11 protein-coding genes, 1 pseudogene and 1 other annotated feature are annotated in these 12,031 nt (G+C 39.3%); all 12 genes and pseudogenes read left to right on the plus strand.

What is annotated here, in order from left to right:
• Positions 1–3,801 (plus strand): LPXTG cell wall anchor domain-containing protein (locus H7T97_RS10250; protein WP_260314041.1); only part of this gene is annotated, 3,801 nt, incomplete at its 5' end.
• Positions 3,802–3,948: 147 nt separating this feature from the next.
• On the plus strand, positions 3,949–4,458 hold the full coding sequence (locus H7T97_RS01580) for a dihydrofolate reductase (protein WP_201089125.1): 510 nt from the start codon (positions 3,949–3,951) through the stop codon (positions 4,456–4,458).
• A 208-nt stretch (positions 4,459–4,666) separates the two neighbouring features.
• Entirely contained in the window at positions 4,667–5,899 is a 1,233-nt protein-coding gene (gene clpX / locus H7T97_RS01585; RefSeq protein ID WP_003001797.1) for an ATP-dependent Clp protease ATP-binding subunit ClpX, read from the plus strand.
• A gap of 11 nt (positions 5,900–5,910) precedes the next feature.
• Complete coding sequence (gene yihA, locus H7T97_RS01590) at positions 5,911–6,513, plus strand: ribosome biogenesis GTP-binding protein YihA/YsxC (RefSeq protein WP_070662235.1); 603 nt, start codon at positions 5,911–5,913, stop codon at positions 6,511–6,513.
• Between the two features lie 149 nt (positions 6,514–6,662).
• Positions 6,663–7,367: a glucosaminidase domain-containing protein gene (locus tag H7T97_RS01595; protein WP_021153281.1), complete on the plus strand. Its 705-nt coding sequence runs from the start codon at positions 6,663–6,665 to the stop codon at positions 7,365–7,367.
• Positions 7,368–7,534: 167 nt separating this feature from the next.
• A pseudogene (locus H7T97_RS01600) lies at positions 7,535–8,332 on the plus strand (formate/nitrite transporter family protein).
• Between the two features lie 61 nt (positions 8,333–8,393).
• Positions 8,394–8,528: a sequence feature (ribosomal protein L10 leader region), on the plus strand.
• Positions 8,529–8,566: 38 nt separating this feature from the next.
• Entirely contained in the window at positions 8,567–9,067 is a 501-nt protein-coding gene (gene rplJ, locus H7T97_RS01605; protein WP_003001722.1) for a 50S ribosomal protein L10, read from the plus strand.
• 75 nt (positions 9,068–9,142) lie between these two features.
• On the plus strand, positions 9,143–9,511 hold the full coding sequence (gene rplL, locus H7T97_RS01610; RefSeq protein ID WP_003001622.1) for a 50S ribosomal protein L7/L12: 369 nt from the start codon (positions 9,143–9,145) through the stop codon (positions 9,509–9,511).
• A gap of 238 nt (positions 9,512–9,749) precedes the next feature.
• Positions 9,750–10,193, plus strand: coding sequence for a hypothetical protein (locus tag H7T97_RS01615; RefSeq protein WP_023918201.1), 444 nt, complete (start codon positions 9,750–9,752; stop codon positions 10,191–10,193).
• 147 nt (positions 10,194–10,340) lie between these two features.
• Complete coding sequence (locus H7T97_RS01620) at positions 10,341–10,793, plus strand: hypothetical protein (RefSeq protein ID WP_003007432.1); 453 nt, start codon at positions 10,341–10,343, stop codon at positions 10,791–10,793.
• A 108-nt stretch (positions 10,794–10,901) separates the two neighbouring features.
• Positions 10,902–11,351: a hypothetical protein gene (locus tag H7T97_RS01625; RefSeq protein WP_201089127.1), complete on the plus strand. Its 450-nt coding sequence runs from the start codon at positions 10,902–10,904 to the stop codon at positions 11,349–11,351.
• Positions 11,352–11,458: 107 nt separating this feature from the next.
• Positions 11,459–11,881, plus strand: a complete 423-nt coding sequence (locus tag H7T97_RS01630; protein WP_201089129.1) for a hypothetical protein — start codon at positions 11,459–11,461, stop codon at positions 11,879–11,881.
• Positions 11,882–12,031 lie beyond the last annotated feature (150 nt).

A 12,031-nucleotide genomic window follows, 5' to 3' on the forward strand; every position in this document is an offset into this window, starting at 1 on the left:
GTTACATTTGTACCAGAAAAATCATTCACAGGTAAAGCACCAGCCGTAACGGTTGTTCGTGAAGATAAGAACGGAACTAAAGCCTCTGCGACTTATACACCAACTGTGACTCCAGTCACACCGACAGCTACACCAGTTGAAACAACAGGTAAACAAGGTCAAACTCAAACAGGTAAGCCTGAATTTACTGAAGGTGATAGCCGTGTGCCAATGAACGATGACGTTCCAGCTACTTTCGACGATGGTTCAACTACCAAGATAGTAGATGGCGTTGGTACTTACACAGTAGCAGCAGACGGAACTGTAACCTTTGTCCCTGAAAAATCATTCACAGGTAAAGCACCAGCCGTAACGGTTGTTCGTGAAGATAAGAACGGAACCAAAGCTTCTGCAACTTACACACCAACCGTAACTCCAGTAACTCCAACTGCTACACCAGCTGAATCTACTGGACCTCAAGGTTTGGTTCAAACTGGAACTGTAACCTTTACTGAAGGTGATGAAGTAGCGCCAATCGACAAGAATACCATTACTCTTCTTGATGAAAATGGTCAACCAGCGGCGTCAGTAGAAGCGAAATCACCAGCAGGTGATGTGATCGGTACCTTCACTGTTGATAAAGAAACAGGTGTTGTGACCTTCACACCAACAGATAAATCTTATTCAGGTGATGTGGTTCCAGTTAAGGTTCAAGGTAAAGATACAAACGGAACATCTGTAGAAACAACTTACACGCCGAAGATTACTCCAGTCGTTCCAACTTCTGAAGATGCTAAATCAACAGATATTCAAGGTCAAACACAATCAGGTAAACCAACCTTCACCGAAGGAAATCCAAATGTTCCAATCGATGAGGATACTCCAGCGACCTTTGAAGATGGCTCAACTACGAAGACTGTCGATGGTGAAGGAACTTACACAGTTGCTCCAGATGGAACAGTAACCTTCGTTCCTGAAAAATCATTCACAGGAACTGCTTCAGGTGTAACAGTGAAACGCGTGGATAAGAACGGTACTGAAATCACAGCGAAGTACACACCAACTGTGACACCAGTAACTCCAACTGCAACACCAGTTGAGACTACAGATATCCAAGGTGCTACACAAACTGGTAAACCTGTATTTACTGAAGGCGATAGCCGTGTGCCAATGAACAATGATGTTCCAGCAACATTTGACGATGGCTCAACTACGAAGACAGTAGATGGTGTTGGTACTTACACCGTAGCAGCAGATGGAACAGTAACCTTCGTACCAGAAAAATCATTCGTCGGAACTGCACCAGCTGTAACAGTGGTTCGTGAAGATAAGAACGGAACAAAAGCTTCTGCAACTTATACACCAACCGTAACACCAGTTACACCAACTGCAGAAGATACAACATCTACTGACAAACAAGGTCAAACGCAAACAGGTACACCAACCTTCACACCAGGTAATCCAAATGTTCCAATGGATGATGATACACCTGCAACATTTGAAGATGGCTCAACAACCAAGACCATTCCTGGTGAAGGAACTTACACTGTTGCTCCAGATGGAACAGTCACCTTCGTACCAGAAAAATCATTCACAGGAACAGGTACAGGCGTAACGGTTAAACGTGTCGATAAGAATGGTACTCCAGTTACTGCTAAGTACACACCAACTGTGACACCAGTAACCCCAACAGCAACTCCAGCTGAATCAGAAGCACCTCAAGGTGTGGTTCAAACTGGAACTGTGACCTTCACCGAAGGTGACCCAGTTGCACCAATTGACAAAGATACCATTACTCTTCTTGATGAAAATGGGCAGCCAGCAGAATCTGTAGTTGCTAAATCACCAGAAGGTAAAGAAATTGGTACTTTCACAGTTGATAAAGAAACAGGCCTTGTAACCTTCACACCAACTGATAAATCTTACTCAGGTGATGTGGTTCCAGTTAAGGTTCAAGGTAAAGATACAAACGGTACAGTTGCTGAAACAACTTACACACCGAAGATCACTCCAGTTGTCCCAACTGCTGACCCTGCAACATCTACAGATATCCAAGGCCAAACACAAACAGGTACACCAAGCTTCACACCTGGTGACCCTGCAATCCCAATGGATGATGATGTACCAGCAACCTTTGAAGATGGCTCAACAACTAAGGTTATTCCAGGAGAAGGAACTTACACTGTAGCTCCAAACGGAACTGTAACCTTTGTACCAGAAAAATCATTCACAGGAACAGGTACAGGCGTAACAGTGAAACGTGTTGATAAGAACGGTACACCAGTAACAGCTAAGTACACACCAACTGTGACACCAGTAACTCCAACTGCTGAAGGTGCAACATCTACAGACATCCAAGGTGCTACTCAAACAGGTAAACCAACCTTCACAGAAGGTGATAGCCGTGTGCCAATGAACGATGATGTTCCAGCAACCTTCGATGATGGATCAACTACGAAGACTGTCGACGGTGTTGGTACTTACACAGTAGCAGCAGACGGAACAGTAACCTTCGTACCAGAAAAATCATTCGTCGGAACTGCACCAGCAGTAACGGTTGTTCGCGAAGATAAGAATGGAACCAAAGCTTCTGCAACTTATACACCAACCGTAACTCCTGTGACTCCAACAGCAGAACCTGCAACTTCTAAAGACATCCAAGGTCAAACCCAATCTGGCAAACCAAGCTTCACGCCTGGTAACCCAAGTGTGCCAATGGATGATGAAGTGCCAGCAACCTTTGAAGATGGCTCAACTACTAAGACCATTCCAGGTGAAGGAACTTATACAGTTGCTCCAGACGGAACAGTAACCTTTATTCCAGAAAAATCATTCACAGGAACAGGTACAGGTGTAACAGTGAAACGTGTTGATAAGAACGGTACACCAATTACAGCTAAGTACACACCAACTGTAACACCAGTTGTTCCAACGGGTGAACAAGTTACTTCAATTGGTAAGAAGGGTGCTACTCAAACAGGTAAACCAAGCTTCACAGAAGGTGATAGCCGTGTACCAATGAATGACCAAGTTCCAGCAACCTTTGAAGATGGTTCGACTACGAAGACAATTCCAGGTGTTGGTACTTACACAGTAGCAGCAGACGGAACAGTAACCTTCACTCCAGAACCTGAATTTACTGGTACTGCACCAGCAGTGACAGTGGTTCGTGAAGATGTGAATGGAACAAAAGCTTCTGCAACTTACACACCAACTGTTCTTCCAATCACTAAATTTGTTGATAAAGAAGGTAAGGAAATCCCAGGATATCCTACAGTTGATGGAGAAGAGCCAAAAGCTGAAATTCCAGGTTACCGCTTTGTGGAAACGAAGAAATTGCCTAATGGTGATACTGAACACGTCTATGAAAAAGTTACAACTTCATACGTAGACGAAAATGGGGATCCAATCCCAGGTAACCCTACAGAAGATGGGGAACAACCGAAGAAAGATATCCCTGGTTATGACTTCGTGAAGACTGTTGTAGATAAAGATGGAAACACTCAACATATCTACAAGAAGACTGTGACACCAACTCCAATGCCGGATCCAACTCCGACACCAGAGCCACAGCCACAGCCTACTCCACAACCACAACCAACACCAGAACCACAACCTACTCCACAACCAAAACCAGAAGAGTCAACGATTCCTGTCGTTCCAGAAACGAAAGAAGAAGTGAAGTATATCGATCCACAAAATCCTACTGCACAACTTCCAAATACAGGAACAAAAGAATCTTCTACTGCTGGTCTTGCAATCTTTAGTGCTTTAGCAGGTCTCTCATTGTTTGGATTTGCAAAACGCAAAAAAGAAGACTAAGCTAACTTGTGGCTAAGAAAAACCGCGAAAATCTCGCGGTTTTTTCTGTTTGTTTTTGAAAAAAATATCCTCCAAACTAGATAGTTGAAATCAGTCTTTTATAAGAAAATTTGATAAAATAGAAGTATCAGTGTAAAGGATGAGAGAATGAAAAAGATTATTGGTATCTGGGCTCAAACTGAAAATGGCATCATTGGAAAGGACCAAGTCATGCCTTGGCATCTGCCAGCTGAGCTTCAGCATTTCAAAGAAACGACCATGGGACAAGCCATTCTTATGGGAAGAGTGACCTTTGATGGTATGAAAAAACGGGTTCTACCAGGTCGGACTAGCATTATCTTAACGCAAGATCAGGCTTATGATTCTGAAAATGATGCTGTACTCGTCATGCATAGCAAAGAAGAAGTCTTAGAGTGGTATCAGAACCAAGAGAAGAATCTTTACATTATTGGGGGGAGTCAGATTTTAAGGCTTTTCTCTGATCAGTTAGAAGAGTTGATCCAGACCATGATTCATGCAACGATTGATGGCGATACATTGGCACCAAAATTTGATGAGAACCGTTATGAAAAGGTCCGTCAAGTTCCCCATCTGAAAGATGAGAAAAATCCATATGATTTTACGGTCAACTATTATAAGAGAAAGGATTTAGACTAATGGAGCGAAGTGTCTTTGGTTTTTTTACAGCTGTCCTATGTGTCATCTGTTTGATTTGCGCCTTACAAACCTTTCGTAAAAAACGGTTCGGCCTCGCTATTTTATTCTTACTAAATGCTTTTACCAATCTTGTGAATTCTATTCACGCCTTTTACATGACTTTATTTTAAACTAAATAGAAACAGAAAATGACAGAAAGAGGAAATACATGCCAACGAATCAAAACAATGATATGATGGTTTATTGCTCATTTTGCGGAAAGAGTCAAGATGAAGTACAAAAAATCATTGCAGGAAACAATGCGTTTATCTGTAATGAATGTGTAGAGTTAGCACAAGAAATTATCCGTGAGGAGCTAGCAGAAGAAGTCCTTGCAGACCTTAGCGAAGTTCCAAAACCAATCGAATTGCTCAATATCTTGAACCACTATGTGATTGGTCAAGATCGTGCCAAACGTGCCCTTGCAGTAGCGGTATACAACCACTATAAACGGATTAACTTCCACGATACGCGCGAAGACGAGACAGATGTTGAATTGCAAAAATCAAACATCCTCATGATTGGTCCTACTGGTTCAGGTAAGACTTTCTTGGCCCAAACCTTAGCACGTAGCTTGAATGTCCCATTTGCTATTGCAGATGCAACAGCCTTGACAGAAGCTGGTTATGTGGGTGAAGACGTTGAAAACATTCTCTTGAAACTTCTTCAGGCAGCTGATTTCAATATCGAGCGTGCTGAACGAGGCATTATCTACGTCGATGAAATTGATAAGATCGCTAAGAAAAGTGAAAACGTCTCTATCACACGTGACGTTTCTGGTGAAGGAGTGCAACAAGCCCTTTTGAAGATTATCGAAGGAACTGTTGCTAGTGTCCCACCTCAAGGGGGACGCAAACACCCACAACAAGAGATGATCCAAGTGGATACCAAGAATATTCTCTTCATCGTAGGTGGTGCTTTTGACGGGATCGAAGAAATTGTTAAGCAACGTCTCGGTGAAAAAGTCATCGGTTTCGGTAAGAACAATAAAGCCATTGATGAATCAAGCTCTTACATGCAAGAAATCGTGGCAGAAGATATTCAAAAATTCGGGATTATCCCAGAATTGATCGGACGTCTTCCAGTCTTTGCTGCTCTTGAGCAATTGACAGTTGACGATCTTGTCCGTATTCTAAAAGAGCCACGCAATGCCTTGGTAAAACAATACCAAACCTTGCTTTCTTATGATAATGTTGAATTGGAATTCGATGATGAAGCCCTTCAAGAGATTGCTAATAAAGCCATCGAAAGAAAAACAGGAGCTCGTGGACTTCGTTCGATTATCGAAGAAACGATGATGGATGTCATGTTTGAAATCCCAAGTCAAGAAGATGTCAAACTTGTTCGAATTACAAAAGAAGCTGTAGACGGAACTGAAAAACCAATTCTTGAAACAGCCTAGAAAGATAAAATATGGAAATTAACACACATAATGCGGATATCCTCTTAAGCGCTGCAAATAAGAGTCATTATCCTCAAGATGAGATTCCAGAAGTTGCACTTGCCGGTCGATCCAATGTCGGCAAGTCTTCTTTTATTAATACTCTCTTAAATCGAAAGAACCTGGCCAGAACATCTGGGAAACCAGGAAAAACCCAATTGCTCAATTTCTTCAATATCGATGATAAACTCCGTTTGGTAGACGTACCTGGTTATGGCTATGCACGAGTCTCGAAAAAAGAGCGCGAGAAGTGGGGGCGGATGATCGAAGAATACCTTACTAGTCGTGAGAACTTAAAAGCAGTCGTTAGCCTAGTCGATTTTCGTCATGAACCTTCTGCAGATGATGTTCAGATGTATGAGTTCTTAAAATATTATGAGATTCCTGTGATCTTAGTTGCTACCAAGGCAGATAAGATTCCGCGTGGAAAATGGAATAAACATGAATCGATTATCAAGAAAAAACTAGATTTTGATCCAGCTGACACTTTCATTGTCTTTTCTTCGGTAACCAAGGAAGGACTAGAGAAGTCATGGGATGCTATTTTAGAAAATGCGTTTTACGAAATAAATTGAAATGACATGAAAATGTCATTTTTGTTTTGGATTTATCTCGCAATTGTAATACAAGTGTAATATAAGTGCCTTTGTTTTCTTCTATTTATATGGTATAATCTCTATAAAGATAAAAGATGATAAAAAATTAATTGGAGATAAATTGTATTATGAAAAAGAAAATACGGAATAAAACGAAATTATTTGGTTTGTTCGTTTCTGTATTAGCAGTGGGGACATTTGCTGCTGCTATGAGCGAGCACGTCACATCAGTTGGTGCTAATGATGGAACTTACCAAGCTTATTCAGACCCTACTGAAGCTTTCATCTCACAAATTGGTGAGTCAGCTCGTCAGCTCGGTCAAGAGAATGACCTTTATGCTTCCGTTATGATCGCACAAGCCATTCTTGAAAGTGGATCAGGTCAGTCTGGCTTGTCTTCTTATCCGCATTACAACCTTTTCGGGATAAAAGGAAGTTATGCTGGTCAATCTGCAGTAATGCAAACTTGGGAAGATGATGGTGCTGGAAATGCCTATACGATTAATGACGCATTTCGTTCTTACCCATCTTACTACGAATCATTGCAGGACTACGTAGCTGTTTTGAAACAAGGACATTTTGCAGGTGCATGGAAGAGCAACACCTCTAGTTATCAAGATGCAACAGCAGCTTTGACAGGTGTTTATGCGACAGACACAAGCTACTATGCAAAACTTAATAACATCATTGAAACTTATAATTTGACTCAATACGATTCACCAAATGTTCAAGGTGGTATTACAGGTTCGGTATACAATCCATATCGCCAACAGTTTACTTCACAAGAAATCTTGAATTTGGATATCGCTTGGGCAAACCGTTTGAATTATTAAAACTAAAACAGGCAGATGCCTGTTTTTTTATTTGTTTTTAGCACACAGTGATATTCGATATAAAACGTATATGATGAAAAGTTAAGAATTCTTCCTGAAAACCTTTTCAAACTTTTCTCTCTATGATATAATGATTTTGTTCACAAACATTATATAAGGAGAATATTATGTCTGAATCTAATTTTATTCAAAAAGTTTGAGCGGCGTGTAATAAGAAGGAAGATCTCTATCAGAAATCTAAAACGCGCTATGCAGTCCGTTCTATTTTTGCGGGTGGATTTCTTACTTTAAGTACGGCGGTTGGAGCAGTTGCAGCTGACTTATTAAATACCTTTGTACCTGGATCTGGTCGTTTTCTATTTCCATTCATCTTTGCCTGGGGCTTGGTTTACCTCCTATTCTTAAATGCGGAATTAACCACCTCAAATATGATGTATCTGACGGCGGGTACCTATCTAAAGAAAATTAACTGGAAGAAAGCGTTGGAGATTCTTCTTTATTGTACCTTCTTTAATTTAATTGGTGCTTTAATCGTCGCTTTTCTTTTCAATCAAACAACTGCCTTTGCACATATCGATCCAAAAGGTTTCCTAGCCACGGTAGCAGAAAATAAACTCCAACGAGGCAATCAAGTGGTTTTCTTTGAAGGAGTTATTGCCAATATCTTCGTAAATATTGCTATTCTTTCTTATCTATATTTCAAAGATGAAACAGCCAAGGTTCTCTTAGCCCTCTCAGCTATCTATATGTTTGTCTTTATGACCAATGAACACTTGGCAGCAAACTTTGCTTCCTTCTCATTATTAAGCTTTAATTCAGTATCTAGCCAATTACCGCATTTTGAGTTTTTAAATATTTTACGACATTATTGCGTGACTTTCTTTGCCAACTGGGTAGGAGGAGGAGTTCTAATGGGACTAGCCTATGCTTGGTTGAATAATATCAAGAGTCTTTATAACGATTAAAAAATATAAAAAAAGTTTGCAAAAGTACTTGCATTCTTTTTTTATATATGATAAACTAATCTACGGTTTGAAAAAACTGCCTAAGACAGTAGGGGAGCTCGACTCATAAAGATCCTACCGAGGACAAAACGTATCAATTAAAAGAAGCGTATTGTACTTTCGTGTCTAGGTTTGGGCGCGTTTTTCTTTTGGAAAAATTCCCCAAGCAAAATAATTACGGAGGTGAACACACTAATGAGTGAAGCAATTATTGCTAAAAAAGCGGAACTTGTTGACGTAGTAGCTGAAAAAATGAAAGCTGCTGCATCAATCGTCGTTGTAGATTCTCGCGGTTTGACAGTTGAGCAAGATACAGTTCTCCGTCGCAACCTTCGCGGAAGCGAAGTTGAGTTTAAAGTTATCAAAAACTCAATCTTGCGTCGTGCAGCTGAAAAAGCTGGTCTTGAAGATCTTGCATCTGTATTCGTTGGACCTTCTGCAGTAGCATTTTCTAACGAAGATGTTATCGCACCTGCGAAAATCTTGAACGATTTTGCAAAAGACGCTGAAGCACTTGAAATCAAAGGTGGTGCAATCGAAGGCGCTGTCGCATCTAAAGAAGAGATTCTTGCACTTGCAACTCTTCCAAACCGCGAAGGACTTCTTTCTATGCTCCTTTCTGTACTTCAAGCGCCAGTGCGCAACGTTGCTCTTGCAGTCAAAGCGGTTGCAGACAACAAAGAAGACGCAGCTTAATCTTAAGCTACGCAGCGTAGCCTAGCTACAAAATAATAAAAATATAAAATTTAAACTTATTTGGAGGAAATAACAATGGCATTGAACATTGAAAACATTATTGCTGAAATTAAAGAAGCTTCAATCCTTGAATTGAACGACCTTGTAAAAGCTATCGAAGAAGAATTTGGTGTAACTGCAGCTGCTCCTGTAGCTGTTGCTGCAGCTGGTGCTGCTGACGCAGGTGCTGCTAAAGATTCATTCGATATCGAATTGACATCTGCAGGCGACAAGAAAGTCGGCGTTATCAAAGTTGTACGTGAAATCACTGGTCTTGGTCTTAAAGAAGCTAAAGAACTTGTTGATGGTGCACCTGGTGTCATCAAAGAAGGTGTTGCAGCTGCTGAAGCTGAAGAAATCAAAGGTAAATTGGAAGAAGCTGGAGCTTCAGTTACTCTTAAATAATAGAGTTTCCAATCAAAATGAAAACCGAGGTTTAGGCCTCGGTTTTTTTGTCGTTGAAAAAAATGATGATAGAATGTGAATAGAGGACTTTTATAAAGCTAACATGTGTAGCTCTCTTTATTTTCTCTAAACCTACTAAATAGTGCAGTTTTAATGATGTTACATTTGCTATATTCCCTTGAGATGTTGCTAATTTGTTGCTATAATGGCTATAAATCATATCATAAAGGAGAAGATGATGAAAAATTTTAAACGTCTTTTGTTAGCTGTTGTAGCTGTCTTTGCAGCCGTCCTTTTGGTAGCTTGTGGCGCTAAAAGCGATAATGGGACTTACGTGTTTGAGCCTACTAAGGATGAGATCAAAGATATTATGCCAAGTGAATTTCAATCTTTGATAGGTGATAATTACTCATTCACTATTTCGATTACAATCAATGATAAGAAAGGTGAGATGAAAGTAGACACCAATGCAGGTGGTCAAAATGTAAATCAAGTGATTGATTTGGAAGTAGACCAAAAAGCTAAAACTCTTGTCTCAGAAAATGAGTATGGGAAAGCGGAAATTACTTATCAAGTTTCAGGAAATGTGTTAACGATTAAGGATGTGAAGAATTCTTTGATGGGTGACACAGACATGTTTAATAACTACATGAAAATTGCTAAGTTCAAAAAAGTTAAATAAGCAATCATGGCGGGATTTAAATTCCGCCTTATTCTATTTCTTTGTTGATACAAGAAATATTACAAGAATATGACATTTATAAACTTTCATTGCCGTGTACCTGAATTGTTGATATAATAGTGTTAATCTAACTAAAAAGGAGAAGTTATGAAAAACTTTAAACGTATTCTTTTGGCTGTAGTAGCTGTTTTTGCAGCAGTCCTCTTGGTGGCATGTGGTGCCAAAAGTGATAACGGGACTTATGTCTACAAACCATCAAAAACTGAAGTGAAGGAAATCCTTGAAGAACAAGGTGCTCCAAGTTCAAGTGTAGATGCATTGATCGACAATGTTAAATTGGAAGTTTCAGTGACCATTAAAGATAAAACAGGTAGCCTTAAAATTAAAGGTGAAATGATGGGACAAAAGACTGACCAATCATTTGATATGAAAGTTGACCAACAAAAGAAAACTCTTCAATCTAAAACAGGTGAAGGTGAGAAGGTTAAATACAAAGTTTCAGGCGATGTGTTCACTTTTGATTTATCTGGTGAGAAGAGTTCAGGTCATGAAGCTGCTTTGGAAATGTTCAAAAACGCTAAATTCAAACGTACAAAATAATACAAGAGAAGGGCAGAGAGTATCTGCTCTTTTTCTTCTTTAAAACATCTTGAATCGGTATTAAAATAGTGGTAAAATCTGATTATAAAATACATTAGGAGATTGATTATGAAAAATATTAAACGTATTCTTTTAGCTTTCGTTGCAGTTTTTGCAGCAGTCCTCTTGGTGGCATGTGGTGCAAAAAGTGATAATGGGACTTATGTCTACAAACCATCAAAAACTGAACTCAAGAAAATTCTTGAGGAGCAAGGCTTATCAGGTAGTCAATTAGAGTCTATTGGAAACGTTATTAATTTTGAAGTTTCTATTAAGATCAAAGATTCTAAAGGAACCCTCAGCATCGCGGGTGAAGTCGCTGGTCAAAAGAATGAGCGATCTTATGATGTCAAAATCAATCAAAAAGAGAAAACAATCTCGTCAAATGATGGTAAAGGAGAAAAGATTACATACAAGGTCGATGGTGATTATTTGACATTTGATCTTTCTAAGTTAAGTTCTAGCAACCAAGGGGATCTTATGATTCTTAAAAACGCTAAACTCAAACGCACAAAATAAAGCGACTGAAGAGCGGGGAAACCTGCTCTTTTGCATCTTCAAAATATCTTGAATTAGTATTAAAATAATGGTAAAATCTAATTATAAAGTACATTAGGAGATTGATTATGAAAAATGTTAAACGCCTTATGTTAGGTATTGTTGCTATTTTTGCAGTTGTTCTGTTAGTAGCTTGTGGTGCTAAAAGTGATAATGGGACCTACAAAATGGAGACGAATATTAATCAGTTAATGGGGCAAGATTCAGAATCTGAAGTGTTGAAAGATGCGAAAGTTACCATTGAATTGACTATTAAAGATTCAAAAGGGGAATTAAAAATTATTCAGAAGATAGCTGGTAATGAAGTACCAATAAAATTGGATTTAAAAGTTGATCAAAAGGAAAAATCATTAAAACGTTCTTATGGTGATATGGAGTTGAAATACAACATCAAAGGTGATGAATTGACATTTGATTTATCTAAATTAAGTTCTAGTGACCAAGCGAATCTTGTTATTCTTAAAAATGCAAAACTCAAACGCACGAAATAATGCAAGTGAAGAGCGGGGGAACCTGCTCTTTTGCTTTACTTTTATGACTGGTTTGGTATAATGAATGAGACTACAGATGGGACTGGGGCAGGAATGATTTTCTTTGAAAATGATTTCGTCTCGCTCCCTCTTTTCTGTGTGATCAAGGTT

Source organism: Streptococcus parasanguinis, from assembly GCF_016648925.1.
GTDB lineage: Bacteria > Bacillota > Bacilli > Lactobacillales > Streptococcaceae > Streptococcus.

Coding starts and splice junctions, on each gene's coding strand:
- H7T97_RS01580 (WP_201089125.1), top strand. CDS start 3,949: ATGAAAAAGATTATTGGTATCTGGGCTCAAACTGAAAATGGCATCATT.
- clpX (WP_003001797.1), top strand. CDS start 4,667: ATGCCAACGAATCAAAACAATGATATGATGGTTTATTGCTCATTTTGC.
- yihA (WP_070662235.1), top strand. CDS start 5,911: ATGGAAATTAACACACATAATGCGGATATCCTCTTAAGCGCTGCAAAT.
- H7T97_RS01595 (WP_021153281.1), top strand. CDS start 6,663: ATGAAAAAGAAAATACGGAATAAAACGAAATTATTTGGTTTGTTCGTT.
- rplJ (WP_003001722.1), top strand. CDS start 8,567: ATGAGTGAAGCAATTATTGCTAAAAAAGCGGAACTTGTTGACGTAGTA.
- rplL (WP_003001622.1), top strand. CDS start 9,143: ATGGCATTGAACATTGAAAACATTATTGCTGAAATTAAAGAAGCTTCA.
- H7T97_RS01615 (WP_023918201.1), top strand. CDS start 9,750: ATGAAAAATTTTAAACGTCTTTTGTTAGCTGTTGTAGCTGTCTTTGCA.
- H7T97_RS01620 (WP_003007432.1), top strand. CDS start 10,341: ATGAAAAACTTTAAACGTATTCTTTTGGCTGTAGTAGCTGTTTTTGCA.
- H7T97_RS01625 (WP_201089127.1), top strand. CDS start 10,902: ATGAAAAATATTAAACGTATTCTTTTAGCTTTCGTTGCAGTTTTTGCA.
- H7T97_RS01630 (WP_201089129.1), top strand. CDS start 11,459: ATGAAAAATGTTAAACGCCTTATGTTAGGTATTGTTGCTATTTTTGCA.